28 protein-coding genes are annotated in these 23159 nt (G+C 63.6%); 12 read left to right on the forward strand and 16 right to left on the reverse strand.

Annotated elements, in window-relative coordinates; all coding sequences use genetic code 11:
* Positions 1 to 101 precede the first annotated feature (101 nt).
* Positions 102 to 611, forward strand: coding sequence for a serine O-acetyltransferase (cysE, locus tag BM348_RS01030; RefSeq protein ID WP_092900757.1), 510 nt, complete (start codon positions 102 to 104; stop codon positions 609 to 611).
* 26 nt (positions 612 to 637) lie between these two features.
* Here cysE and BM348_RS01035 read toward each other — a convergent pair whose 3' ends face one another.
* Both BM348_RS01035 and BM348_RS01040 read right to left on the reverse strand, forming a co-directional pair.
* Positions 638 to 1030, reverse strand: coding sequence for a hypothetical protein (locus tag BM348_RS01035; protein ID WP_092900760.1), 393 nt, complete (start codon positions 1028 to 1030; stop codon positions 638 to 640).
* 100 nt (positions 1031 to 1130) lie between these two features.
* Positions 1131 to 2540: a phosphoglucomutase gene (locus tag BM348_RS01040; protein WP_092900763.1), complete on the reverse strand. Its 1410-nt coding sequence runs from the start codon at positions 2538 to 2540 to the stop codon at positions 1131 to 1133.
* A 133-nt stretch (positions 2541 to 2673) separates the two neighbouring features.
* Between BM348_RS01040 and BM348_RS01045 the strand changes: the two genes are divergently transcribed.
* Together BM348_RS01045 and BM348_RS01050 are read left to right on the forward strand one after the other, a co-directional pair.
* Positions 2674 to 3267, forward strand: a complete 594-nt coding sequence (locus tag BM348_RS01045; protein WP_092903518.1) for an NADPH-dependent FMN reductase — start codon at positions 2674 to 2676, stop codon at positions 3265 to 3267.
* Between the two features lie 35 nt (positions 3268 to 3302).
* Positions 3303 to 3704: a hypothetical protein gene (locus BM348_RS01050; protein ID WP_092900766.1), complete on the forward strand. Its 402-nt coding sequence runs from the start codon at positions 3303 to 3305 to the stop codon at positions 3702 to 3704.
* 30 nt (positions 3705 to 3734) lie between these two features.
* Here BM348_RS01050 and BM348_RS01055 read toward each other — a convergent pair whose 3' ends face one another.
* The 3 genes from BM348_RS01055 to larB form a co-directional block, all read right to left on the reverse strand.
* A complete protein-coding gene (locus BM348_RS01055; RefSeq protein WP_092900769.1) occupies positions 3735 to 3983 on the reverse strand; it encodes a GIY-YIG nuclease family protein in 249 nt (82 codons plus the stop codon).
* Positions 3984 to 4091: 108 nt separating this feature from the next.
* Positions 4092 to 4241 (reverse strand): DUF7563 family protein, encoded by a 150-nt coding sequence (locus tag BM348_RS22560; protein WP_197075829.1) that lies wholly within the window; start codon positions 4239 to 4241, stop codon positions 4092 to 4094.
* 133 nt (positions 4242 to 4374) lie between these two features.
* Positions 4375 to 5148, reverse strand: a complete 774-nt coding sequence (gene larB, locus BM348_RS01060; RefSeq protein ID WP_092900772.1) for a nickel pincer cofactor biosynthesis protein LarB — start codon at positions 5146 to 5148, stop codon at positions 4375 to 4377.
* A 240-nt stretch (positions 5149 to 5388) separates the two neighbouring features.
* On the opposite strand from larB, the gene BM348_RS01065 reads away from it, so the two are divergent.
* Positions 5389 to 5556: a DUF1931 family protein gene (locus BM348_RS01065; protein WP_005578700.1), complete on the forward strand. Its 168-nt coding sequence runs from the start codon at positions 5389 to 5391 to the stop codon at positions 5554 to 5556.
* A gap of 162 nt (positions 5557 to 5718) precedes the next feature.
* On the opposite strand, the gene fni is transcribed toward BM348_RS01065, so the two are convergent.
* Positions 5719 to 6783, reverse strand: a complete 1065-nt coding sequence (gene fni / locus BM348_RS01070; RefSeq protein ID WP_092900775.1) for a type 2 isopentenyl-diphosphate Delta-isomerase — start codon at positions 6781 to 6783, stop codon at positions 5719 to 5721.
* Between the two features lie 136 nt (positions 6784 to 6919).
* Here fni and BM348_RS01075 point away from each other — a divergent pair, with 136 nt between their 5' ends.
* Together BM348_RS01075 and BM348_RS01080 are read left to right on the forward strand one after the other, a co-directional pair.
* Positions 6920 to 7336 carry a hypothetical protein gene (locus tag BM348_RS01075; RefSeq protein ID WP_092900778.1) on the forward strand — a complete coding sequence of 139 codons (417 nt, stop codon included), beginning with the start codon at positions 6920 to 6922 and terminating at the stop codon, positions 7334 to 7336.
* A gap of 95 nt (positions 7337 to 7431) precedes the next feature.
* Positions 7432 to 7818, forward strand: a complete 387-nt coding sequence (locus BM348_RS01080; protein WP_092900781.1) for a hypothetical protein — start codon at positions 7432 to 7434, stop codon at positions 7816 to 7818.
* A gap of 278 nt (positions 7819 to 8096) precedes the next feature.
* On the opposite strand, the gene BM348_RS01085 is transcribed toward BM348_RS01080, so the two are convergent.
* From BM348_RS01085 to BM348_RS01095, 3 genes are all read right to left on the reverse strand, one after another.
* Positions 8097 to 8681: a dolichol kinase gene (locus BM348_RS01085; protein ID WP_092900783.1), complete on the reverse strand. Its 585-nt coding sequence runs from the start codon at positions 8679 to 8681 to the stop codon at positions 8097 to 8099.
* Between the two features lie 70 nt (positions 8682 to 8751).
* Positions 8752 to 10536, reverse strand: a complete 1785-nt coding sequence (glyS, locus tag BM348_RS01090) for a glycine--tRNA ligase (protein ID WP_092900786.1) — start codon at positions 10534 to 10536, stop codon at positions 8752 to 8754.
* Positions 10529 to 11380, reverse strand: coding sequence for a CBS domain-containing protein (locus BM348_RS01095; protein ID WP_092900789.1), 852 nt, complete (start codon positions 11378 to 11380; stop codon positions 10529 to 10531). Before BM348_RS01095 ends, glyS begins: the two co-directional genes overlap by 8 nt.
* Before the next feature lie 183 nt (positions 11381 to 11563).
* Here BM348_RS01095 and BM348_RS21025 point away from each other — a divergent pair, with 183 nt between their 5' ends.
* Entirely contained in the window at positions 11564 to 11728 is a 165-nt protein-coding gene (locus BM348_RS21025) for a DUF7556 family protein (protein ID WP_175507074.1), read from the forward strand.
* Between the two features lie 72 nt (positions 11729 to 11800).
* A complete protein-coding gene (locus tag BM348_RS01100) occupies positions 11801 to 12613 on the forward strand; it encodes an alpha/beta fold hydrolase (protein ID WP_092903520.1) in 813 nt (270 codons plus the stop codon).
* A gap of 131 nt (positions 12614 to 12744) precedes the next feature.
* Here BM348_RS01100 and BM348_RS01105 read toward each other — a convergent pair whose 3' ends face one another.
* From BM348_RS01105 to BM348_RS01115, 3 genes are all read right to left on the reverse strand, one after another.
* Positions 12745 to 13620 (reverse strand): hypothetical protein, encoded by an 876-nt coding sequence (locus BM348_RS01105; protein WP_245779376.1) that lies wholly within the window; start codon positions 13618 to 13620, stop codon positions 12745 to 12747.
* The gene (locus tag BM348_RS01110) at positions 13617 to 14069 is read right to left on the reverse strand and encodes an ArsR/SmtB family transcription factor (protein ID WP_092900792.1); all 453 of its coding nucleotides are present in this window, start codon (positions 14067 to 14069) and stop codon (positions 13617 to 13619) included. Before BM348_RS01110 ends, BM348_RS01105 begins: the two co-directional genes overlap by 4 nt.
* A gap of 88 nt (positions 14070 to 14157) precedes the next feature.
* On the reverse strand, positions 14158 to 14967 hold the full coding sequence (locus tag BM348_RS01115; protein WP_092900795.1) for a DUF7847 domain-containing protein: 810 nt from the start codon (positions 14965 to 14967) through the stop codon (positions 14158 to 14160).
* A 213-nt stretch (positions 14968 to 15180) separates the two neighbouring features.
* Between BM348_RS01115 and BM348_RS01120 the strand changes: the two genes are divergently transcribed.
* Entirely contained in the window at positions 15181 to 15900 is a 720-nt protein-coding gene (locus BM348_RS01120) for a type 1 glutamine amidotransferase (RefSeq protein WP_092900798.1), read from the forward strand.
* Between the two features lie 551 nt (positions 15901 to 16451).
* Here the strand turns inward: BM348_RS01120 and BM348_RS01130 are convergent.
* A complete protein-coding gene (locus BM348_RS01130) occupies positions 16452 to 18650 on the reverse strand; it encodes a heterodisulfide reductase-related iron-sulfur binding cluster (RefSeq protein ID WP_092900801.1) in 2199 nt (732 codons plus the stop codon).
* Between the two features lie 179 nt (positions 18651 to 18829).
* On the opposite strand from BM348_RS01130, the gene BM348_RS01135 reads away from it, so the two are divergent.
* Together BM348_RS01135 and BM348_RS01140 are read left to right on the forward strand one after the other, a co-directional pair.
* Positions 18830 to 19423, forward strand: coding sequence for a conditioned medium-induced protein 4 (locus BM348_RS01135; RefSeq protein WP_092900803.1), 594 nt, complete (start codon positions 18830 to 18832; stop codon positions 19421 to 19423).
* Between the two features lie 54 nt (positions 19424 to 19477).
* Entirely contained in the window at positions 19478 to 20149 is a 672-nt protein-coding gene (locus tag BM348_RS01140; protein ID WP_092903524.1) for a CRISPR-associated protein Cas4, read from the forward strand.
* 22 nt (positions 20150 to 20171) lie between these two features.
* Here the strand turns inward: BM348_RS01140 and BM348_RS01145 are convergent, their stop codons facing one another.
* From BM348_RS01145 to BM348_RS01155, 3 genes are all read right to left on the reverse strand, one after another.
* Positions 20172 to 20762, reverse strand: a complete 591-nt coding sequence (locus tag BM348_RS01145) for an L-threonylcarbamoyladenylate synthase (RefSeq protein WP_092900806.1) — start codon at positions 20760 to 20762, stop codon at positions 20172 to 20174.
* A gap of 100 nt (positions 20763 to 20862) precedes the next feature.
* Positions 20863 to 21372: a redoxin domain-containing protein gene (locus BM348_RS01150; RefSeq protein WP_092900809.1), complete on the reverse strand. Its 510-nt coding sequence runs from the start codon at positions 21370 to 21372 to the stop codon at positions 20863 to 20865.
* Positions 21373 to 21660, reverse strand: a complete 288-nt coding sequence (locus tag BM348_RS01155; RefSeq protein ID WP_092900812.1) for a glutathione S-transferase N-terminal domain-containing protein — start codon at positions 21658 to 21660, stop codon at positions 21373 to 21375. It lies immediately after the preceding gene.
* Between the two features lie 101 nt (positions 21661 to 21761).
* Here BM348_RS01155 and BM348_RS01160 point away from each other — a divergent pair, with 101 nt between their 5' ends.
* Positions 21762 to 23153: a hemolysin family protein gene (locus tag BM348_RS01160; protein WP_092900815.1), complete on the forward strand. Its 1392-nt coding sequence runs from the start codon at positions 21762 to 21764 to the stop codon at positions 23151 to 23153.
* Positions 23154 to 23159: the final 6 nt, after the last annotated feature.

Genomic DNA, 23159 nt, shown 5'->3' on the forward strand with positions numbered 1-23159 from the left:
GCTGCTGTGGCGCGGTGTTGTCGGGCCGATCGGATGGGGCGGCAGAGACGCGGAATCGGCGTTGCTCGCACCCGACCGAGCGGAGGGGACTACGAGAACCGATGATCCAGCAACTGCGCGAGGACACGCGAGCGATGTGCGAGCGCGACCCCGCTGCGACCGGCTGTCTCGGGGTCGCGCTCTGTTATTCGGGTTTACACGCCGTCTGGGCACACCGGATCAGCCACCGGCTCTGGAACGCGGAGTTCGAACTGCTCGCTCGAGTGTTCTCCCAGTTCGTCCGATTCTTGACCGGCGTCGAGATTCACCCCGGCGCGTCGATCGGACGGCGGCTGACGATCGATCACGGGATGGGAGTTGTCATCGGCGAAACGGCCGATATCGGCGACGACGTGCACATGTATCACGGCGTTACGCTCGGCGGGGACACGAACGAACCGGTCAAACGCCACCCGACGCTCGAGGACGGCGTTCAGGTCGGTGCGAACGCGACGCTGCTGGGCGATATTACGATCGGGAAGAACGCGGCGGTCGGAGCCGGTTCGGTCGTCACGGGTGACGTCGAAAGCGAGACGACCGTCGTCGGGGTTCCGGCCGAACCCGTCGAGTAACTGCTGTCTTACACGTTACACGGCATTTACTGTTGCTCGTCGTCGACTGTCCCTTCCGATCCCGGCGGTGTTCCTTCGCCCGTGACGCCGTCGCTTTCCTCGAGATCCGCGTTTTCCTCGCCGGTATCGTCGCGATTGTCGTCGGAATCCGTGCCGTCATCGGCTGCCTCCACCTCCGAATCGGACGTGTACGCGAGCTCCAGCGTGAGCCTTGCCGTACAGTTCATCGCGCCCTCGTCGAGTTCAGTCTCGTCTTCTCGCTGGTCCAGGTAGCCGTTACAGCGGTTGTGCTCGACGACGTTCGTTAGCGTCGCAGCCGAGCCACACTCCGGGCAGTCGATGTAGTAGTTCCCGTCGTCATTCTGGTGCCACGCGTCCGACTCGAGTTCCATCCGGGCGACTCCCTGCTGATCGCTCATGGAGACTGATAGGACGGTGGGGCAGGTAAATACGGACCCGGCAAACGCAACCAGAAGGGGGTACGATCGCGACAGTGCGTGGAAGCGAAATGAGTCGGCTTCAGACCAGCGGCTCGAGCAACTCCTCCCCGGCGCCGAGCAACGTCGCGACCCGCTCTTCGTCGGTTGCCTCGGCGTATACTCGCAACACCGGCTCGGTTCCGCTCGGGCGAACCAGCAGCCACGAGCCGTCCGCGAGCAGGAGTTTGAACCCGTCCGCGGTGTTGACGTCCTCGACGGCCGTGTCGGCGACGGCGTCGGGAATCTCCGCCTCGAGATCCACGAGTACTCGCTCTTTCCGCTCGTCGGGACACGCCACGCTCGTCTTGTCCTGAACGACGGTCCCGTGGGTCTCGAGCAACCGGTCGACGCGCTCGTCGATCGGTTCTTCGTCGTGCATCGCAGCCGCCAGCAGCGCCAGCAAGACGCCGTCTTTCTCGCGGACGTGGCCGCGAATCGTGAACCCGCCCGACTCCTCGCCGCCGACGAGGGCATCGTGGTTGGCCATCGCCTGTGCGACCCACTTGAAGCCGACGGGTACCTCGTGGACGGACGCGTCGTGAGCGTCGGCGATGCGGTCGACGAGGTACGTCGTCGAAACGGTTCTGACCGCGGCCCCGTCGGCCGACTCGAGCAGGAAGTCATAGAGCGCGGCGAAAAACAGGTTCTCGTCGAGGTAGCCCCGCTCGGGCGTGACGACCGCGATCCGGTCGGCGTCACCGTCGTTCGCGATTCCGAGGTCGATCGCTTCCCCGCCGCCCTCGCTCCCTGCCGTCACCAGTTCGATCAGTTCCTCGAGGTTCTCGGGTGCGGGTTCGGGACCGGTTCCGCCGAAGTCGGGATCGAGTTCACAGCGAAGTCGCTCGACGGACGCTCCGGCGCGCTCGAGGAGGGCGTCGGTCGTGTCCCGCCCGCTGCCGTGCATGGCGTCGTAGGCGACGGTGGTTCCGGCGATGTCGATCGGCCTGCCGGTCGTCCGCTCGACGACGTCCATCGCGGCCTCGGCGTGCGACTCGGCGAAGTCGACCTCGCGGGCGCTGCCGTGTTCGGAGGCCGGCAGCGGGTCTGGTTCGGCGAGCCGGTCGGCGACGGCGTCCATCACCGGCGGAAGCGCCGGCGCGCCGTCCTCTGGGATGAACTTGACGCCGTTGTACTCCGGCGGGTTGTGCGAGGCGGTGACGACCAGCGCGCCGGCGAGGTCCCGATCGACGATGGCGTGTGCCACGAGCGGCGTGGGTCGGTCGCGTTCGCTGAGCAGCACGTCGAACCCGTTCGCACAGAGCACGCGCGTGAGTTCCTCGGCGAACCCCCGCGAGGTTTCCCGAGCGTCGTAGCCGACGGCGACGGGTCCCTCGAGCCCCTCGTCTGTGAGGTACGTCGCGACCGCCTGTCCGACCATCCGTACTCGAGGCGTCGTGAACTCCTCGAGCGTCGCCCGCCAGCCGTCTGTGCCGAACGAAATCGTCTCCATGGCGCGAGTTTCACCGGCCGGTGCGAAAAAAGCGACGGCGTTCGTTCGAATCAGCCCGATTCGTCACGTGGCGGTTCGGATCGACCCCGGGGTCGTCGATGGCGTTTTCACACCCGGGTTAGTACCTCGAGCTATGACGACTGGTCCCACGGTCCTCGCCGTCTCCGGAAGCCTCAGATCGAAGAGCTACACCAGAACGGGGCTCAAGTACGTCCTCCGAGCCGCCGAGGAGGCGGGCGCACGAACTCGCCTACTCGATCTTCAGGAGCACGACTTGCCGCTCTACGATCCGGATCTCGACGGGCAAGGCGACGGCGACGAGGTGAAACGGCTCGTCCGCGAGGCGGACGCCGTCGCCCTCGGAACGCCGGTCTATCACGGGTCGTACTCCGGCGCGCTGAAGAACTTCCACGACTACTGCGGGTTCGACGAGTACGAGGAGACGACCGTCGGACTGCTCGCGACCGCCGGCGGCGGGAGCTACGGCTCGACGCTTGATCACCTCCGGATCACCGTGCGAGGCGTCCACGGTTGGGTGCTTCCCCACCAGGTCGGCATCCGCAGCGCGTCCGGGAAGTTCGAGGCGGATTCCGACGCCGTCGACGGGCGCGCTTTCATCGACGATAGCCTGCAAGAGCGCGTCGAAAAACTCGGCCGGATGCTCACCGACTACGCCTTCATCGAACCGGCCGTGAGCTCGCCTCGAGCGGCCGACGACAGCGAGTGACAGCGACTATATACGTTCGACAGCTTCTCTCCGACATGAACGTGCAATCTCGAGCCGGTTCGTCCGCAGAGGTTTCTACCGGTATAAAACTGCTCGCGGGAGTCATGGGGCTCTGTGCCTGTGCGCTCGCCGGATTCGGTTTCGTCGCAGCCATCGTTCCCGCCCCCGGAGAGGGAACGGGACCGACGCTGTTCGTGACCGCGCTCGTGCTCGGAATGGGCGTGGGGATGCTCGTGCTCGCCGCCGGCCTGTGGCTCGGCACTTCGTGGGCGTGGACGTGTGGCTGCATCCTCTACGCCGGGAGCGCGTTCGGTGGGCTTTCTACCGGTATCCGATCGGCCGGTCTCCCCGTGCTCGCCGGCGGCATCGTCTCCGGGCTCATCGCGGCGTACCTCTACCGCGAGCGCGAGCAGTTCGGCATCGAATTCGGCCAGTAGCGTCCAGCGTACCAGAGGGCAGAACGTGACTCACTCGAGTCCGACCAGCCGCTCTTTTTCGACCCGCGAGCGCTGTTTGATCTCGTACTCGCGGGACATCGCGGCCGACTTCGAGTCGTAGCGCTCGCGGTAGACGACTTCGACTGGCGTTCGCGCTCGCGTGTACTTCGCGCCGTCGCCCGCGTTGTGCTCGGCGACGCGGCGCTCGAGGTCCGTCGTGTAGCCGGTGTAGAGACTCCCATCGGCGCACTCGAGGACGTAGACGACGTGGTCTGCCATCGCGTATCGGTTCGTCGACGGCGACAAAAAGCGTCCGGACCGAAACCGGATGGTTCGAGTATCGACGCGTGATCGACCGCCGCTCCGTTAGAGCGCGTGATGACCGGATCAGACGCTCCGAGCGCGCTCTCGAGCAGCTTCTGCGATTCCTGCGTTCGCCGAGCAGCTAACGCACGCGTGAATCTCGCCGTGCTCGTCTGCAAACACGCGAGCGAACCGTTCCGACACGTGCGCGCTGCAGTGGTTACACTGTGGCATGGTATGCCGGCGTTCGCCGGTACTCGAAAATAATGGTGCGCTACACTAAATATCCTTCCATTAGAACAGCTTTCCTTTCTGCGTTACAAAGAATATTTTTCGAGATTCGGCATTCACCTTGTCCGTCGAACGCTTACTCGCGCTCGGCCGTGCGAGCGGCTCGATCGACGGCACGCGCGACGAGCGACGCCTGCGCCCCGGCGACGAAGCCGGCGTCGATGTTGACGACGGACAGCACGGTACAGGACTGGAGCATTCCGGCGAGGGCCGCCTCGCCGTCGCCGCCGTGTCCGTAGCCGCTCGAGACGGGGATCGCGATTACGGGCGCGTCGACCAGTCCGGCCACAACCGTCGGCAGCGCCCCCTCGCGCCCGGCGGCGACGACGACCACGTCCGCCGACCGTATCCTGTCGGTCTGGTCGAGTATGCGGTCGAGCGCCGCGACGCCGACGTCGTCGATCCGGTCGACGGTCGCCCCCGCGTCCTCGCAGACGACCTGCGCCTCGTCGGCGACCGGCCCGTCGACCGTCCCCGCGGTGACGATCGCGACGGTCGCCTCGAGCGAGGGGCGCTCGTACGACGACGACCGAACGAGCGCGGACGTGCTCCAGCGCTCGATGGTTGCCCCAGCCTCGGCGTCCTCGACCGCGGCCTCGAGAACCCGGAACTGTTCGTCCGAGAGGCGGGTCACGAGCGCCCGCCCCGTCGTCTCGAGTGCGGTCGTCGCCAGCGACGCGACGGCTTCGGGCGGTTTTCCGTCGGCCAGAATTCCCTCCGGAATGCCGCGACGCTGTCGGCGTGTCGCATCGAATCGACCGGCGTCGTCGGTGACGTACCCAGCGAGTTCAGCTTCGGCTTCTGCCGGGGAAAGAGAGCCCTCCGCAACGGCTTCGAGAAGTTCGCGCATAGTCACCTCTCGTCGGTGCAACTACTCGAATCCGTCGGCACGGGTTCCGAACCGACTCGAGGAGCGCGCGCGAGCGAGGTTTCGGCGCATTTCGCCAATTCTCGGTCTGCCAGTGATTCATCGGACATATATTTTCCGGTGAGGTGGGGTGGCGGAACCGACGAATTGGCCCCTGCAAACCCAGTATTGGCGGTAGTAACCGAAATGATTATAAGAGGGAAACGGAAACGAGTATTTCGTATGGCAGATCTGATCGTCAAAGCCGCCGTAAAGGAAGCGCTCGATGACAAGAACGTCGCCTCGGACTTCTACGAAGCACTCGACGAGGAAGTCGACGAGCTTCTCGAGGACGCAGCACGACGTGCCGAAGCGAACGACCGGAAGACGGTCCAGCCGCGCGACCTGTAAGGCTCGCTCGCAAATTTTTCATTTCTTCGCAACCACTCGAGAGCGACGCAACTGCGATACCACCGATCGAGAGCGATGCTATCGGCTATATTCGAGTCGGGAACAGCAACAAGATCCATCCTCGAGCGTCGTGTCGGGCGTGTGTAAGCGGTGGGCAACCGCTCAGCGCTCGCGTCGTTCCTCGAGGTACTCCTTCGTCCGCCCGAGAACGACGTAGTCGGCCGACTGAAGCTCCGAGACCGACGCCGAGCCTGTGACGAACATCGCCGTCCGAAGCTCGAGTGCGAGCGTCTCGATCAGGTCGACGACCGCTTCGGTTCCCTGCCCGGCCGGCGCGAGAAACGGTTTCGCCAGGCCGCCGGCGCGAGCGCCCAGCGCGATGGCTTTCGCGATGTCGAGCCCCGAGCGGACGCCGCCGCTCGCGACGACGCAGTCGTGCGATTCTGCCGCCTCGAGCGTGCTGACCGCGGTCGGGACGCCCCAGGCGCGAAACAGCTGTCCGATGCCCTCCTGTCGGTCGGCGCCGACGGCGGCGGCCCGGTAGGACTCGATGCCCGACCACGTCGTCCCGCCCTTGCCGGCCACGTCGATGGCGTCGACGCCCGCATCGGCGAGCCGTCGAGCGACGTCCCTCGAGATGCCGTTGCCCGTCTCCTTGACGACGACGGGGACGCTCAGTTCGCTCGCGACGCGCTCTATCTCCGCGAGACAGCCCCGAGCGTCGATGTCGCCCTCGGGCTGGACGGCCTCCTGTAGGAAGTTCAGATGGATCGCCATCGCGTCGGCGTCGATCATCTCGACGGCTCGCTCGACGTCGCCGACGTCGTACTCGAGCAGCTGCGCCGCGCCGACGTTACCGTAGAGGACGGCGTCGGGTGCGACCTCGCGGACGACCGTGTAGGACTCGAGTAAGTCCTCGTCGGTTAGCTCGAGACCGGCGCGCTGGCTGCCAACGCCCATGGCGATTCCGGTCTCCTGGGCGGCTTCGGCGAGCGCCCGGTTGAGCTTCGTGGTGTTGGGATGGCCGCCGGTCATGCTCTCGATGACGATCGGTGCGGCCAGTTCGTGCCCGAACAGCGTCGTCGTCGTGTCGATTTCGTCGCGATGGATCTCGGGAAGCGCGTCGTGGACCAGATCGATGTCAGCGAATCCCGTCCCCGACGTCTCGACGTCTTCTTCGTGAATGATGCGAATGTGGTCGTCTTTCCTGTCGGAAGTCTCGGGCATCGGTTCGTCTCTACTACGGGAGTTACGATAGGAGATTGAAAAGGTGTCCATTCGGGGTGGTTCCTGTCGTCGGCGTTTCACGACCGCGAGAGCCCGACCCAGAACGTTTTGTCGACTGGTTCCGTCTCTCACTACCATGTACCGACTCCCGCTCGTCGCGTTCGGCCTGCTCGAGGCAGCCTTCCCGGATCGGATCGTCGCCGCGGCGGAACGGCTCGCCTTCGACAACCCCGGCGAGGGACGGCTTCGGTCGTGGACGCTCCCGATGGCGCGACTCGAGGGACTCGTCTTCTGCTGGCTCGTCCTCTCCGGAAAGACGAACGCGCCCGTGATCACCCGAACGATCGGGGTCATCGGCCTGCCGGCCTTCCTCGCCCCGCGCCGATTCGTCACGCTCGCGCTCGAAACGGCCTACGAGAATCCGGCGGATCTCGAGTTGAAACCGTGGGTCGTCCCCGCGACGCGGCTGCTCGGGGTCTGTTACGTCGCCGTCGCGTTGTTCTCCCGGCGAGCGCGGGCCGCGGCGAATCAGGATCTCGACACAGTCGAGTAATCGAAAACAATCCATTGCAGTCGTTGATCGTGTCGAATTCGCTCATGTCGTGACGGGTGAAAGAAATATTTACACACGCCTTCCATGGCTATCGTATGGATACATCGCCATTGATAGCCGTTCTGGTTGGCACAGCCGTCAGTATCGCGACCTACCAGCTGTTTTCACCCAGTTGGCACATCCTCCTCGTAGTCGGCTGTCTGTACGCCGCGACGGCGTATTTTCACTTCGCGACCGACGCCTCGCTTTTCAGCCGAACGCTCTCGTTCGAAGACAGGAAAACGGCAGTTGCCCACGGCGTCGGCCTGTTCGGGTTGGCCATGAGCCCAGTCGCGTTCGGACAGTACTACACTCGCGCCGACATCGATCCAGTGTTTTTGCTCTGGTTCGTCGGCCTGATCGCCTTTCTGCTCCTCGCTGCAGACGCGGCACTGAAGCAGTCCTCGAGTCGTCCGGAATCTGAATTCGGTTCAGTGCGGTAATTCACCGGAATCTATGCTCCAAATCCCCTCCAGATCCGCTGTACCAGCGGCACCGACGGGGCGAAGCTGTCGACCGAGACTGCTCCACTGACTGCGTCGATCCGACAGTGACCGCGACTACCCTCGAGTCGAAACGGAGGGGTCGCGGACCGCTCGCTGTCGAAGCCGTTGTGGACCCGAGGCGAAACAAGGGGTTCGGCGGGGAACTCGACACGCCGCCGGAGCGTCCTCGAGCGACCCTGGTCGCTCGAGTTCGACCACCAACGCGACTCGGCCCCTCAAACTGGTACGAACTCGAGGGCGACCCACGCCAGACAGGCGGCGTAGATCGGAATCGTCAGGTTGTCGTCGATGATGTAGGTGCGGATCTCGAGGGTGACGCCGTCGGCCAGCGTCGCGCCTACCGCGGCGGCGATCGCGGCGACGAGTCCCATGAAGGGGACCGCGATCACCGTCGAGACGAGAAACATCGTGACGAGAACCTTCGGGGGTTTGATCCGCTGGAGGCTGTTATCGGAGACCGCACCGCTGATCGGGTCGCCGAGCGCGAGCATCAACATCGCCGGGAGGGCGATATCCGGTTCGAAGACGACGACGACGGCGGCCATGCTGATCATGTACAGCGCGTAGGCGGCGGGGTTGTCCTGTTCATACTCGCGGGTGAGCACGTCGTAGAGTCGCCAGTCGAGGCCCACCTGCAATCGCAGGAACTCGAGGACGAGCGCACCGGTCGCGAGAACCACCATGAGAGCCTGAAACCGGGGCCACGTCAGCCCGAGATCGAGGGCGGAAGCGAGCAAGTAGAGAGCAACCAGTCCGGAGCCGCTGGCGTGGACCAGTCGTCGCTTTAGTTCGTCGGCCATCCCCTGAAACCTCGAAACACGTGACCTTCAGTTCGTCGGTTACCCGACGAAGCGTTTATTCTCGGGCGAGTTACCGTTCTCCCTCGAGGTCGTCGAACGCGACCTCGCCTGCCCGAAGCGCCGTGAGCGTGTCCGCGATCTCGTCGATCGGCAGGCGTTTCTGATCGGTCGAGTCGCGCTCACGAACCGTGACGGTGGTTTCCTCGTTTTCGAGCGTCTCGTAATCGACGGTCACACAGAACGGCGTACCGACCTCGTCCTGCCTGCGATACCGCCTGCCGATGTTCCCCGAATCGTCGTAGGTGACCGCTAGTCCGGCCTCCCGCAGCGTCGAGGCGACCTCCTCGGCCAGCTCCTCGAGTTCGTCGTCGTTTTGCAGCGGGAACACGCCGACGAACGTCGGCGCGACCTCCGGCTCGAGTCCCAGGTAGGTCCGCTCCTCGCCGGCGACCTCGTCCTCGCGGTAGGCGTGGTGGAGGACGGTGTAAACGAGCCGGTCGACGCCGAAGGAGGGTTCGACGACGTGGGGGACGATGTGCTCGCCGGCCTCGGTCTGCTCCTCGACGGCGAAGCCCGTCTTCTCGAGCGGGATCTCGTGGGCCTCGCCCTCGAGTTCGATTTCGACCGTCTCGTTCTCGAAGGCCGCCCGATCGCGTTCTGCGAGGGCCTCGAGTTCGTCCACGACGGCCTGCGCGTCGCCGCCGAACTCCGGACCCAGGTAGCTCATGTCGGGATCGACGGTCGCGCGCTCGACGGTTTTGGGCTCGTCGTACTGCCGGAAAACGGTAAAGCGATCCTCCGAGTGCTCGGCGTGTTTCGAGAGGTCGTAGTCGCTGCGGTAGGCGAACCCGGCCATCTCGATCCAGTTACCGTCGATTTCGCTCTCGGCGTCCCAGCAGTCGGCGGCGTAGTGGGCGCGCTCGCCCGCGAGGTGCTGGCGGAACCGGAACCGGTCCATGTCGACGCCCACGGCGTCGTACCACGGTTTGGCGACGCCGAGGAAGTAGCCCACCCACGGACTCGAGATCGTGCCGTCAGCGACGGCCTCGCCGATGGTCGTCCGGATTTCCGCGCCGTCCTCGGCGTTCTGCTCGTCGGCTGGGTACAGCGTCACTTCGACGTCTTCGACGGCCTCGAGGTCCGGCTCGTCCGTCTCGGGGTCGATGAAGTACTCGAGTTCGGCCTGGGTGAACTCGCGGGTGCGGATGATCGACCGCCGCGGGCTGATCTCGTTGCGGTAGGCCCGACCGATCTGGGTGACGCCGAACGGCAGCGTGTTCCGGGCGTACTCCTTGAGCCGCGGGAACTCGACGAAGATGCCCTGTGCGGTCTCGGGCCGGAGGTATCCCGGCTGTGCGTCGCCGGGACCGATGTTCGTCGCGAACATGAGGTTGAACGCCTCGACGGCTTGGCCCGCGAGCCCCGCGCCGCAGGCGGGACAGACGAGTTCGTGCTCGGCGATGACCTCCTCGACCTCCGGAATCGGCAGGCTCTCGGCGTCCTCGTACTCCGTCTCGTCCTCGACGACGTGGTCCGCGCGGTGGCTCTCGCCGCAGTCGGGACACTCGACGAGCATGTCGTCGAAGCCGTCGAGGTGACCCGACGCCTCGAAGACCGGCTCGGGCATGATGGTCGGTGCGTCGATCTCCATGTTGCCCTCCTCGAGGGCAAATCGGTCGCGCCAGGCGTCCTCGACGTTGCTCTTCAGCGAAGCGCCCTGCGGGCCGAAGGTGTAGAAGCCGCCGACGCCGCCGTAGGCACCCGAGGACTGGAAGAAGTACCCGCGGCGCTTGGCGAGTTCGACGAGCCGTTCGCTCGTTCGCTCGGCCGGTTCGGCGGACGCGTCGTCACTCATACAGCGCCTCCAGCAGGTCGACGTCGCAGACGATGCCCGCCAGGTGTTCGCCGGTCACCATCGGAATCTGCTCGATGTCGTTGCTGATCATGGCCTGTGCGGTCTCCTGAATCGACTTCTTGGCCGTCACCGTGACGACGTCGCCGGTCATGAAGTCCCGGACGGGACCGGTCGGAATCTCGATGTCTCGAGTCGGCAGGTAGCGGCTCCCGACGCCCTTGATACCCTCCCAGGAGTAGTCGGCGTCCTGGTCCGGGAAGTTGTTCCCCGTTTCCTCTTCGCCCTCGACGATCCGGGCGACATCGATGATGTCGACCTCGGTGAGCACACCGCTCATGGTTCCCTCGTTGTCGAGTGCGACCGCGTACGGGACGTTCGCGTAGAACAACTCGCGCTCTGCGACGATCAACGGCGTCCCCTCGTAGGTCGCGTTGACATCTTCGCTCGCGTAGGATTCGACGACGTCGTCGGTCTCCTGATCGCCTGCCGCGATGGCGTGGATGACGTCGGTTACCGTGACTATTCCCTCGAACTCCCCGTCCACGACTGGAACGCGTCGTGCGCCCTGCTCGACCATCGTCCGCGCGACGTCCTCGAGCGACGTCTCCGCCGTCGTCGTCGGAACGTCCTCGAGCAGCATGACGAGCTGGTCTTCGTCGGGCTGTTCGATTAAGACGTCTCGAGAGACGAGCCCCCGGTACTCGGTCCCCTCGTCGGTCGATTTGACGACGGGAACCGACGAGAACGACTGCTTCTGGAGGTACTCGAGCACGTCGCTTCTGGTTCCCGGCAGTTCGACGGTCACGACGTCTTCGCGCGGCGTCATCGCGTCGGCTACGTTCATGTCCCGGTTGTACGGCGAAAATGAGTATAAACCCAGTGTTTCCGTCATCGCCCTCGAGTCGCTCCCGACCGCGGACGGAGCGGCGCTCTCGTCCTCGTATACGGTAGATTCGGTGCCGATCGTCTCTTCCCGCGGACAGTCCGTTTCGATGCGTTTATACGTGTGTGGGTGTGAACTTCTCCCATGCCCAACACTCACGCACACTCGGTTGGGTCCGACGACACCGTCGTTGGCTCCATCGATTCGGGAGGCTCGAGCAGCGAGTACGTCATCGCGGACATCTCCGCCGACGGTGCGTGGCTCTCGATGCAAGCCGACGCCGCGCCGGAGCTCCCGGCCTGGCGATAGAGTCCGGGCGCGCCCGCTTTGTCGCCGGCCGAAATCGAAACCGGTGCCCGCTTCCAGTTCCTCGAGTCGACTATGCCTACCGCGTCGAACGGCGATACTTCGCTTCACTACGAACTCGACGGCGACGGCTATCGCGACAGCGCCGACGGCGCCCCCGATACCGTCGTCTTCGTGCCCGAAGTCGGCCTCGGCGGCTGGTCGTGGGGCTGGCAACACGCGGCGCTTTCCGGACCGTTCGAGACGCTCGTCTGGGACCTCCGCGGTACGGGCCGTTCGGACGCGCCGCCCGGCCCGTACGACCTCGAGACGCTCGCGTCGGACCTCGAGGCCGTCCTCGCCGACGCCGACGTTCGGTCCGCCCACGTCGTCGGTGCCGGCCTCGGCGGTGCCGTCGCGCTCGAGGCCGCGCGCGCCACGAACCGCGTCGAAACGCTCGCACTGCTCGGGACTGCTCCCACGGCGTCGGCGTTCGCGCTCGAGCCATTGTTCGCCCCGCCCGACGACCGCGAGGCGATCCGCTCGTCGCTCGAGACGGTGCTTTCGGTCGACTTCCGATCGCGCCAGCCCGACGTTCTCGAGGGAATAGTCGACTGGCGGGCCGACGGCGACGCGCCTCGAGCGGGCTGGGAGGCCCAACTCGCTGCCCTCTCGGGATTCGACGCGAGTGACTGGCTGGTCGAGCTCACTCAACCCGCGCTCGTCCTCCACGGCGCCGACGACGAACTCGTCGATCCCGACGCCGGCGAACGGCTCGCTCGCGGCCTTCCGCGCGGCGAGTTCGAGCGGATCGAGGCTGCCGGCCATCTCGCGTTCATCGAACGCTCTCGAACGGTGAACGATCGGCTGTTGGGGTTCCTCGAGTCCCAGCAGGAAGAGACAGGCTAACTCGAACGACCCCTCGCGGCACTGTATAGTTCCGTTTAGCACCGTCGAATCCCGCCGTGGAGCTCTCGCTGAGCAGGTCTACGAGTCTTTTCTTAGACCGTCTCTACGAACTGCCTCCTTCTCAAACTGAATCACGAAACGACTCCTTGCACGTAGATGTGCGCGTAGGCGCTCGCCCACACGATAGAGAGGAATTCACCGAAACTTGCTGAAATCACGCTCAAAACGGGATGTAACCCACCCAGTTTCGTTCCCATCTCGGGGAGGTATGTCGGGAGATAGAAGCTGATTGCGCTGCCAATAGCGATGATAAGAATGAGCACGAACTTTCCGCGGTAGTTCGTCGTAACGTGCCAGCTAATTCGAAGCGCTTCGACGGGGCCGTACTGGCCGATGACACAGGCCTCGGGTACGAACCAGAACTTGAACAGCAACAGCAGAAACGGAACGGTGACTACGACCACACTAATCGCCCCAACAACGGGAAATCCAACCACCTCCACGGGATTGCCCGGGACGACGCCGACGAGAACGAGTAGCGGAAGTGACACGAGGAACGGAATCGCCATGACGGACAAAATGAATAGGACGATGGCCCCAACTAACGCAGGTATTCGGGTACTGGTTCGATGCAGTCCCTCGCGTATCGCTACGGTATCGCCGGTCAGTTCTCCGGCGACGATCGTTCCGACGTAAGCCCGAATCAAAAAGACAAACGCGAACGCCGTAATCACGTCGAACAGGCCGACCACGGGCGTCGGGAGCATATTGATGCTGTCCGTCTCGAGGAGTCGGTTCGCGACGATGCCCACACCTGCGAAGGCAACGATCGACGGACGAGACCGAAACAGGCGAAGAGACCAGACTAACGCATCGAGGGCGGTCCGACGGGTGGTAACCGTCTCGATGTTTCGACATTCGAGACAGCCACAGCCATCGACGTCGTCTCGTGCTCTAATCGTCGGTGCCGCGTCACCCGCGGTTGTGTCGTCGGCAAGTTCGCTCATTCACTAGTGACGAACCGCGAGATGGATTCGCCGACCGCAAGCAGAACCGCCGGTGGGCCGAGCAGCGACGCGAAGGATTTGAACGCGCGTTTGAGACTCGGTCGGTCGTCCTCGGTACCGAGAAAGAGGAGCGTCGGGTCTTCTGAGACGACGAAAACGCTCATCTCCCGGCCCTTCTCCGAATAACAAGTATCGGTGACTTCGACCACCCCGGCCGATTCGAGGTTCTCTAAGTGATAGTGGACGTTCTGTACGCTCTGGTCGAGTTGATCGGCGATCCGTGATGGCGTGGCCGGCGTCTCGTTGAGCAGCCGGAAGATATCGTACGCGGTCTCGGAGGACAGCGCTTCGATCACGTCTCGAGTCGCAGCATCGTCGAGACTGAGGACGGCTGGATTGTCGCTTCGTTCTACGGCGGCGTCTGTTCGCGTCGGGAGGAGTCGTGCCATAGGTGCTGTTAATTCTGGTGAGGCAGGTTCTGGAGGTTCTTCCGGGTAGTGGTTGTTCGAACCGTTGGTACGTAGTTGTTGGTGGCTGTCACGCCGATTCTAAACTGGCGGGCGAGATCTCGATCAAACGGAGGTAATACGCCGTGTACACCGTATAGAAGTACGCGAAGCCAATCGCAGAAAGGAGGGCTCCGACGAGGACCAAGATCGACGACGGGACCTCGAGAATGACAGGTAACACGTCCGCAGGCTCGGCGTCCGTCAGCGTCAACTGGAGTAGGTACTCGGGGATCAAGAAGGCGTTCAACAGGACGAGCCACACCAGTGAGAATCCAGTAACGCTTTTCAGATTCGAGCGAACGAGGTGAACACTTCTCCGGAACGAGTCAACAACGTTCTCGTTTTCGACGACGATCGCGGCATCGTAAAACTGCACGAACAGTATCACGACGAGGACGAGCAACGGCCAGACGAGTATGGAACCGACGCCCGCGATGACAGCGGCCATCTCGTGGATCAAAACGAGTACCAGAGATCCGATACCGAGGATAAAACTGACGAACCCAAATCCGATTGCGCTGACTCCCACGACCAGTACGAACAGAACTATCCCAAGCAACAGTCGTACGTAGTAGGATCGTCCCGCAGCGACAAACCGGCCGAGTGACGTCCCTTTCCCTTCGATTGCAGCTTGGGCACTGGCGATGAAGCCGCCGAGAGCGAACGGAACGACGATCAGATAGGCGAGTGACGCACCTACTGAAAGCAGGGATGAGTCGATCAGACTATCGACGTACTGTAGCTGGCTCCCCGCTCCGATGAAGGGGCCAGCGACGAGAAGGATCGGATTCGCTCGGAGGGCGGCGTATCCATCTTTGAACGCGGAGACGATTACCATTGTACCTCTGAGTAGACTTCTCCGTATATTAGGTCGAACGTAGGATCAAAACCAAATTTAAGCATTTCGAGCCCTGGCGTCTGAACCGGTATGCCACTCCCCCTCGACACCATCTGTCCCCGACGATGCCCGAAATCTACCTCCCGCGATTCGGTCTCGACAACCCCCTAGCGGGCGCAAGGCACTTTTGCGACGAGCCGTCTATACCCGGTAATGAGTCAGCCTCGTATCGCCGTCCTCAACGCCGCACAGGAGGACGCGAACACGACGCGAAACTTCCGACGCGAACTCGAGGCCTCGCTGGCGGAGTTCGACGTCTGCAACGGCGAAATTCCCGATACCGTCGCGTTCGACGGCGCGGTCGTCACCGGATCGCGCTCGTCGGTCTACTGGGACGAGGAGTGGATCGGCCCCGTCAAAGAGTGGGTCGGCGAGGCGATCGACGCCGGCGTTCCCTTCCTCGGGATCTGCTGGGGCCACCAGCTCCTCGCGGACGTGCTCGGGGGAACCGTCGCGGATATGGGCGCCTACGAGATCGGCTACAGCGAGATCGAACACACCGGTTCCTCGAGGCTCTTCGAGGGTATCGACGCCGAGTTCACCGCCTTCACGAGCCACTCCGACGAGGTTGCCGAACTGCCGCCGGGTGCCGACTCGCTGGCTGAAAACGACTACTCGAACCACGGCTTTCGCAAGGACCGGGTCTTCGGCGTCCAGTTCCACCTCGAGTACGACCAGAAAACCGCCCGCGAACTCGTCCAGCGAAAGGACCTCTCCGACGACCGTCGCGAGTCCGTCCTCGAGGAAATCACGGACGAGAACTACGGGCGGGCCTGTCAGGCGAAGCTGGTCTTCGAGAATTTCCTCGAGTACGTCCGCGAGGTTCGACTCGAGGATGCCGGTGGGAGGGCGTCTCGAGACGCTTCAGCCTGATCGACTCGTTTCGTGATGAGTTCGAACCGCTGTCCGAAGACGAAATCGAGCAGTGGTTGTCCGGAAGTTCGGATTGGGGTGTCGAAACGAGTGAAGACGAGATTGATGTGGTGCTGTACGGTGAATGAGTCTCCTCATCGATACCGGCGTTTTCGTCGCCGCGCAGAACGAGCGGGACGAACATCACGAGGCAGCAACGAGCGCGCTACGAACGGCTTTGACCGGCGAGTTTGGTAGACTGTATACGAACGATTACGTACACGGCGGAGCCGTGGCACTCACTCGAATGCGAACGAACAGTCACCACGAAGCACGAACGATTGGTGATCGAATTGCTGGCCGCGGCTCGTTCCCGGATCGGATCGAGACGTTGTTCGTCTCCACCGATCGATTCGAACAGACGGTCCGCGTTTTCGAACGATACGAGATCACACCCTCAGCTTCACGGATGCGAGTCTCATCGCGTTAATCGAAAGCACCGATATCGACGCCGTTTGCAGCTTCGACGACGATTTCGACGGACTCGTCGAGCGAACCGATCCCGCTTCGATTTAGGCCGAGACTTCGACGTTCGCCCGCTCTTCTTCCCCGATCGCTTCGACGATGAGTTCGGCCACGTCGACGACCTCGATTTCGTCCTCGAAGCCGCCGGTTTTTCGCCCGTCCTCGTACATCGTCATACACATCGGACAGGCGACGACGAACTTCTCGACGCCGGTGCCGGCGTCGGTGTCCTCGAGCGCTTCGCGAAGTCGTTCTTCGCTGGGTTTGGGCTCTTCCTCGAAGTCCATCCAGAGACCGCCCCCACCGCCGCCACAACAAAAGGAGTTGGCGCGGTTGCGCGGCATCTCGTCAAGTTCACAGCCGGTCGCCCGAATAAGCTCTCGTGGCGCTTCGTACTCGTCGTTGTACCGGCCCAGATGGCACGGATCGTGGTAGGTGACCGTATACTCGAGTTCGGTTCCCGACAGCTCGAGTCTGCCTTCGTTGACCAGTTCTTCGACGGCCTGGGTCCAGTGGAGCACATCGATCTCGCCGTTTTCGTTCCAGTGTTCGTCGTACTCGAAGGGCATGATCGGATCGTCGGCGAACTCCTCGAAGTCGACCTCCGGGTACTCGTTTTTGAAGGTATTGTAGGAGTGGGGATCCGTACAGACGAGTTTCTCGAACTCGCAGTCTTCGAAGGATTCGACGTGGTGGCCGGCGAGTTCGATGTAGAGGAACTCCTCGCCCACTCGGCGAATGTCGTTGCCGTCGTACTTCTCGTCCTCGAAGAGGATCCCGAAGCTCACGTCGGCTTCCTGTAAGATAGTGGCCAGCGAGCGGGCGACCTGCTTGTTGCGCTCGTCGTAACTCGGGTAGTCGCCGACGTACCAGAGGTAGTCGACTTCCTGTTCGCGGGCGTCTGTGATGTCGAACGCGAGGTCGTCGGCCCAGTCGGCCCGATTGCGCTGGCTGTTGCCGAACGTGTTGCCGTCCTGCATGACGTTCTGGAAGACGTCCTGCATCGAACTCGAGACGTCGCCCTGGTCGGTCATCTGGCGGTTGAGCTTGGTGAAGGAGTTGAGGTGCTCGATCTCGACGGGGCAGGCGTCCATGCAGGCCATACAGGCCATACAGGACTCCATGGTTTCCGTATTAATGACGCTCGTGCCGCCGTCGGCGACGATCGGCTTTTCGTCACCGCCAGCTGCGAGATCTTCGCGATAGCTCTTGAGGTCGAGGATGACGTTGCGGGGGTCGAGCGGGCGGTCGGAGGCTTTCGCGGGGCAGACCGACGAACAGCGGCCGCACTTGGTGCAGGCGTCTTGGTCGAGAATGTCCTTCCAGGTGAAGTCGTCGATGTCCTCGGCGTTGGTCGCGTCCAGATCCGATGGAACGCCGGGGAGTCGGGCGCCGGCCTTCTCGTCGCGCGTGATGACGTTGGCGAACGACGAGAGCATGTGGAATGGCTTGGCGTAGGGGATCCACGCGATAAAGCCGAGCGCGAGCAGCGAGTGGCTCCACCAGGTCAGCCAGTGCAGCGTCTCGGCGTTCGCGCCGAAGACGCTCACCGCTTGGTAGGTTCCAGGATTCGCGGCCGCGTCGGTCGTCGGCACGCCGAGCGCGCCGAACAGCATGGCGAGGCCGTAGCCGACGAAGCTGACGATCTCGTGGGCTGGCATGCCCGTAATGTAGATCCGCAGGCCCTCGAGCAGGAAGCCACCGACGCCGAGCCCGAACAGCGTCCAGATGAAGATGTCGTCCTCGTTGGAGGTGTGACGGCCCCAGAGGCGTTCGTTGCGCACCCAGTACCGGCGATAGATCGCCATCCCGATGCCGACGACGAACAATAGCCCCATGGCGTCGACCATGAACTGGTAGGCCAGGTAGAACTCGCCCTCCCAGAAGCGCAGGCCCAGTAGGAGGTCGGTTCCGTAGCTCTCGAAAGCGATGATGCTCGTGGCGATAAAGAGGGTCAGAAAGCCCCACATGATAAACGAGTGCATCAGCCCGCCGTAGAGGTCGCGGTTGAACTGTTTCTCGTTCGAGAGAACGATCTTTGAGGCGCTGACGATCCGCGCCGGCAGGCCGTTTAGTCGGGCAATCGGGTCGTCGTCGCCGTCGGTGTAGCGGCTGACTCGCCGATAGACGCCGTAGGCGAAGACGGCGAGGACGACCGATACGAGAAAGTAAAACAGGAGCTTCTCGACGCCGTGAAGCCCCAGGTACATCTCTCTGGAAGCGTCCGCCTGTGCGACAATCTTCATGTTCTATCACCTGCGTGGATTCCCCTTAACTCTTGCCACCGGTTGAACCAGCCTGACTCGACGCCCTCTCCGTAAAATAACAAATGTATTCTCAGTTTTCTCCAGTTGCTCGTTGGCCCGTTTGCGATCGTGATCGTTGGCACCAAGCTTATATAGCATCCTCCCGCCAGTGTCCATCCATGAACGAAAAAACCGAAGAACTCCGCGACATCTTCACGAACGTCACCGACGGCGAGGAGACGGTCACCGAATCGCAGACGGCGACCCGCGGCTCGCTCGAGAAAGACGAGCGAACGATCGACGAGCGCCTCGAGAACGTCATCGCGCAGATGCGCGAGCGCTACGGGTTTGAGACGGCCCTGTCGGACGAGGAGCTGATCCGGGTCGCGAAGGGATTCTACGACGACGTCTCTGACGACGACCTCGCCTCGGAGCTCGAGGTCTCGAGCGAGGACGTCTTCGACGCGCGGCTCTCCTTGCACCTCGTCGACGAGACCGACGCGCCCGAGATCGATCTCGCGGCGGTCCGCGAGCGCGCAGACGACGACCTCGGCGCGCTCGCGGACGAGTACGATACGAGCGAGGCGCGGGTTCGTCGCGCCCGTCGCGTCGTGGCGGCCCAGGACGAATCCAGAGCTGCGAACGACCGCTACAGGGACGAGTTCGACAGCATCCTCGGGGATTCGGAACTCACGGACCGGCTCGCCAGCGACGTCCGGGAAGACGGTCTCGAGGACGCCACCGAGGGGATGGAAACGGACGTTTCGCTATAGCTTCGCAACTCGCCCCGCCGAGCCTTTTTATTGGATCAGGCGGCCAACGCGGCCGTGTCCCGCGTCGCCTTCAGCGATCTCCGCTCGGCCGCCTACTGTCCGCGAAAGTGCTACTACGACCGCCAGCGCGAGGATCGCGAACCACCGCCGGCGGTCGAGGCCGTCCGATCGCTCGCGACTCGCTACGAGTATCTGCTCGAGGCCGAGCCGTCGGCGCTCGCAGACGAGCCAATCGAACCGGATCCGGCGTCGTATCAGCGCGCGCTCCGGAACACTCGCGCCACCCTCGAGCGCACGGGGCGGTGGGAGTCGATCTGCGATCCGGACGCCGAGTCAGTCCTCGTGACCGGCCGCGAAGTCCGCGGCATCGTTCACAAGGTCCTCGTGGACCCGCTCGAGCCGACACTCGTATCGGTGGGGGAACCTCCCGAGACCGGCGTCTGGACGCCCCAGTCGGTCCACGCCGTCGCGGCCGCGAAGGCCCTCGCCTGGGAGCACGAAACGCCGATCGAAGGGGTCTGGCTCGAGTACCCGGCCTACGGCGTCGTCCGTCGCGTCGAGATGACGACCCGGCGGAAGGCCAGGTATCGGCGCGTCCTTCGAACCGTCCGCGAACTCGACGGCCCTCCGGCGCGGATTCGAAACGACGCCAAGTGCGACGCCTGCGAGTACGCGAGCGAGTGCGGCGTCCGGACGCGGACGCTGCGCTCGCTGCTCGGGTTGTGAGACGCGGTATCCGGCCTCTGTCTCAGTTGTCCGCCAGCCACCGCTCGATCTCGTCGGCCATCGCGCCGCGCCGGTGGATTTCGCCACTCGAGACGTTCACGACGGTGCTTTCGGTCCCCTCGGTCCTGCCGTCGTCGAGCACTGCGGCGGCGCGCTCGCGGATCTCCGGGTCCAGCTCGTCGACCGCTCTGGCGCTCTCTCGACCGCTTACGTTCGCGCTGGTGGCGGTGATCGGCGTTTCGGCGCGTTCCGTGAGCGCCAGCGCGAGCGGGTGATCCGGGACCCGGATGCCGACGCGGTCGCCGCCGGCCGTCAGGACGTCCGGGACGCCATCCCGGCGCTGACAGAGAACGGTGACCGGGCCGGGCAGAAAAGTCGCCATAAACTCGCGTTCGCGGGTCGTCGCACGGACGGACTCGAGTGCTGCGGGAACGGACGGCACCGCCATCGAAACCGGCTTCGATCGATCCCGCCCTTTCGCGTCGAACACGGCCTCGACGGCGTCGGCGTCGAGCGCGTCGCCGGCGAGGCCGTAGACGGTCTCGGTCGGATAGACCACGAGGTCGCCGTTTCGGATCGCGGTCGCCGCCCGTTCGAGAGACGATGATGGCACGGTTGGCTCGACCTCCGTTCGTCGCGGGCAAAAACGTACCGCGTTCGGTCGGCGAATTCGGCCGACAGTTTCGCCTATCCCGGCTTCACGCGGGGGCGGCTCACGCGAGACCCAGCGTCTCCTCGAGGTCGTCGTACTGGGGGAACTCGGGCCACTCGGTGGCGACCCAGCTCGCCTCGACGACGCCGTCGGCGTCGATTGCGAAGAACGCTGGCCGCGGTTCCGAGACGCCCGCCATGCCGTCCAGATCGTGGGCGATGCCGTAGGCCTCGGCAACGCCGTTCGCGGGATCGGCGAACAGGTCGAAGGGGTACTCGTTGTCCGCGATCACGCTCGAGTGTTCGTAGGGGCTCGAGGCGCTGACGCCGACGACGCGGGCGTCGCGTTCGTACCAGCCGCGTTCTGTGAGTTCGTCCCAGATGTACTTCGCCGCGTAGGAGCCGATCATGGGCGTGAAAACCAGGATCACGCGACCCTCGGCGGTCAGATCCGACAGGGAGCGATCCTCCCAGAACTCGTCGTTGACCAGCGGACGGGTGAAACCGGGCGCGTCGGTCCCGGCTTCTGGGTGGTCCGCCGGACCGAGTTCGACGACGTCGAAATCCGGCATTCAGTCGTCACCTCCCGCGACGCCGGCGCTTTCGTTCTGGCTCGCGCCGTAGGTGTTCTCTATGTACTCGACGACGTTCGCGCTCTCGGCCATCGTGACGCCGGTGTTTTCGTCGACGATGACCGGCACGGATCGCACGCCTGCGACGCGCTTGACCACGTCGCGGTCGGAGTGCATCGGCTCGACGTACCGCGAGGTGTACTCGAGGCCGTACTCCTCGAGGCGGGCCACGACGCGCTCGCAGAACGGACAGGCCTGCAGTCGGTACAGGGTGATCGGTGCGCTCATACCGATTGGTTGGGGCAACGAGCGGGTAAACGTGTCGTCGCCGGAAACCCCCTCAAAAGGACAAAGGGTTAGTCGGTTGGGTGATAATTCACCAGTAATCAATGGCCGTATTTCCGTTCCTCGAGATTTTGCTCGCAACATACGAGGTTCCGGCGGTCGGACTCGAGCTAGACCAGTCGATGGTGACGATTCTCGGCTCTATCGCGCTCGTCTTCCTGCTGGCGCTGTCGGCGTTTTTCTCCTCCTCGGAGATCGCGATGTTCTCGCTCCCGAAACACCGCGTCGAGGGGATGGTCGAAGAGGGGATTCCGGGTGCACGTCGCGTCCAGTCGCTCAAGGAAGATCCCCACCGACTGCTGGTCACCGTCTTGGTCGGCAACAACATCGTCAACATCGCGATGTCCTCGATCGCGACCGTCCTTCTGGGCTTTTACTTCGGCGGGCTGGCTGCTGTCTTCATGGCGACGTTCGGAGTCACCGCGATCGTCCTGCTGTTCGGCGAGAGCGTGCCGAAGTCCTACGCCGTCGAAAACACCGAATCGTGGTCGGCCAAGATCGCGAAACCGCTCAAGGGGTCCGAGTACCTGCTCTATCCGCTGGTGGTCCTGTTCGATTACCTCACTCGACAGATCAATCGGATCACCGGCTCCTCGGGGGCGATCGAGACGCCGTACGTGACGCGAGACGAGATTCAAGAGATGATCGAATCGGGCGAGCGCGAGGGCGTCATCGAGGAAGACGAACACGAGATGTTGACCCGAATCTTCCGGTTCAACAACACGATCGTCAAGGAAGTGATGACGCCGCGGCTCGACATGACGGCGGTGCCGAAAGACGCCGACATCGACGAGGCGATCGAGACGTGTATCCAGAGCGGCCACGCGCGGGTGCCGGTCTACGAGAACAGCCTCGACAACGTCCTCGGCGTCGTTCACATCCGCGATCTCGTTCGGGACTTGAATTACGGCGAGACGCGAGTCGAGGACCTCGAGATCGACGACCTCATTCAGCCGACGCTACACGTCCCCGAATCGAAGAATGTCGACGAGTTGCTGACGGAGATGCGCGAAAACCGAATGCACATGGCGATCGTCATCGACGAATTCGGCACCACCGAGGGGCTGGTGACGATGGAGGACATGATCGAGGAGATCGTCGGCGAGATCTTAGAGGGCGGCGAGGATCTCCCGGTCGAGATGATCGACGACCGGACCGTCCTCGTCCGCGGCGAAGTGAACATCGAAGACGTCAACGAGGCGCTCGATATCGAACTCCCCGAGGGAGAGGAGTTCGAAACGATCGCCGGCTTCATCTTCAACCGGGCGGGCCGCCTCGTCGAGGAGGGCGAGGAACTCACCTACGAGGGAGTCCGGATCACCGTCGAGGGCGTCGAGAACACCCGGATCATGAAAGCGCGCTTGCACAAACTCGAGACGCCGCCGGAAGCGAGCGAGAGCGAAGACCACGGGGACGACGACGCCGTCGAAGAATAATAGGAG

This window comes from Halostagnicola kamekurae, from assembly GCF_900116205.1.
GTDB classification, from domain to species: domain Archaea; phylum Halobacteriota; class Halobacteria; order Halobacteriales; family Natrialbaceae; genus Halostagnicola; species Halostagnicola kamekurae.

What these genes read in the sequence shown, in the direction of transcription:
- cysE (WP_092900757.1), top strand. Translation starts at nt 102, where the DNA reads ATGATCCAGCAACTGCGCGAGGACACGCGAGCGATGTGCGAGCGCGAC.
- BM348_RS01035 (WP_092900760.1), bottom strand. Translation starts at nt 1,030, where the DNA reads ATGAGCGATCAGCAGGGAGTCGCCCGGATGGAACTCGAGTCGGACGCG.
- BM348_RS01040 (WP_092900763.1), bottom strand. Translation starts at nt 2,540, where the DNA reads ATGGAGACGATTTCGTTCGGCACAGACGGCTGGCGGGCGACGCTCGAG.
- BM348_RS01045 (WP_092903518.1), top strand. Translation starts at nt 2,674, where the DNA reads ATGACGACTGGTCCCACGGTCCTCGCCGTCTCCGGAAGCCTCAGATCG.
- BM348_RS01050 (WP_092900766.1), top strand. Translation starts at nt 3,303, where the DNA reads ATGAACGTGCAATCTCGAGCCGGTTCGTCCGCAGAGGTTTCTACCGGT.
- BM348_RS01055 (WP_092900769.1), bottom strand. Translation starts at nt 3,983, where the DNA reads ATGGCAGACCACGTCGTCTACGTCCTCGAGTGCGCCGATGGGAGTCTC.
- BM348_RS22560 (WP_197075829.1), bottom strand. Translation starts at nt 4,241, where the DNA reads ATGCCACAGTGTAACCACTGCAGCGCGCACGTGTCGGAACGGTTCGCT.
- larB (WP_092900772.1), bottom strand. Translation starts at nt 5,148, where the DNA reads ATGCGCGAACTTCTCGAAGCCGTTGCGGAGGGCTCTCTTTCCCCGGCA.
- BM348_RS01065 (WP_005578700.1), top strand. Translation starts at nt 5,389, where the DNA reads ATGGCAGATCTGATCGTCAAAGCCGCCGTAAAGGAAGCGCTCGATGAC.
- fni (WP_092900775.1), bottom strand. Translation starts at nt 6,783, where the DNA reads ATGCCCGAGACTTCCGACAGGAAAGACGACCACATTCGCATCATTCAC.
- BM348_RS01075 (WP_092900778.1), top strand. Translation starts at nt 6,920, where the DNA reads ATGTACCGACTCCCGCTCGTCGCGTTCGGCCTGCTCGAGGCAGCCTTC.
- BM348_RS01080 (WP_092900781.1), top strand. Translation starts at nt 7,432, where the DNA reads ATGGATACATCGCCATTGATAGCCGTTCTGGTTGGCACAGCCGTCAGT.
- BM348_RS01085 (WP_092900783.1), bottom strand. Translation starts at nt 8,681, where the DNA reads ATGGCCGACGAACTAAAGCGACGACTGGTCCACGCCAGCGGCTCCGGA.
- glyS (WP_092900786.1), bottom strand. Translation starts at nt 10,536, where the DNA reads ATGAGTGACGACGCGTCCGCCGAACCGGCCGAGCGAACGAGCGAACGG.
- BM348_RS01095 (WP_092900789.1), bottom strand. Translation starts at nt 11,380, where the DNA reads ATGAACGTAGCCGACGCGATGACGCCGCGCGAAGACGTCGTGACCGTC.
- BM348_RS21025 (WP_175507074.1), top strand. Translation starts at nt 11,564, where the DNA reads ATGCCCAACACTCACGCACACTCGGTTGGGTCCGACGACACCGTCGTT.
- BM348_RS01100 (WP_092903520.1), top strand. Translation starts at nt 11,801, where the DNA reads ATGCCTACCGCGTCGAACGGCGATACTTCGCTTCACTACGAACTCGAC.
- BM348_RS01105 (WP_245779376.1), bottom strand. Translation starts at nt 13,620, where the DNA reads ATGAGCGAACTTGCCGACGACACAACCGCGGGTGACGCGGCACCGACG.
- BM348_RS01110 (WP_092900792.1), bottom strand. Translation starts at nt 14,069, where the DNA reads ATGGCACGACTCCTCCCGACGCGAACAGACGCCGCCGTAGAACGAAGC.
- BM348_RS01115 (WP_092900795.1), bottom strand. Translation starts at nt 14,967, where the DNA reads ATGGTAATCGTCTCCGCGTTCAAAGATGGATACGCCGCCCTCCGAGCG.
- BM348_RS01120 (WP_092900798.1), top strand. Translation starts at nt 15,181, where the DNA reads ATGAGTCAGCCTCGTATCGCCGTCCTCAACGCCGCACAGGAGGACGCG.
- BM348_RS01130 (WP_092900801.1), bottom strand. Translation starts at nt 18,650, where the DNA reads ATGAAGATTGTCGCACAGGCGGACGCTTCCAGAGAGATGTACCTGGGG.
- BM348_RS01135 (WP_092900803.1), top strand. Translation starts at nt 18,830, where the DNA reads ATGAACGAAAAAACCGAAGAACTCCGCGACATCTTCACGAACGTCACC.
- BM348_RS01150 (WP_092900809.1), bottom strand. Translation starts at nt 21,372, where the DNA reads ATGCCGGATTTCGACGTCGTCGAACTCGGTCCGGCGGACCACCCAGAA.
- BM348_RS01155 (WP_092900812.1), bottom strand. Translation starts at nt 21,660, where the DNA reads ATGAGCGCACCGATCACCCTGTACCGACTGCAGGCCTGTCCGTTCTGC.
- BM348_RS01160 (WP_092900815.1), top strand. Translation starts at nt 21,762, where the DNA reads ATGGCCGTATTTCCGTTCCTCGAGATTTTGCTCGCAACATACGAGGTT.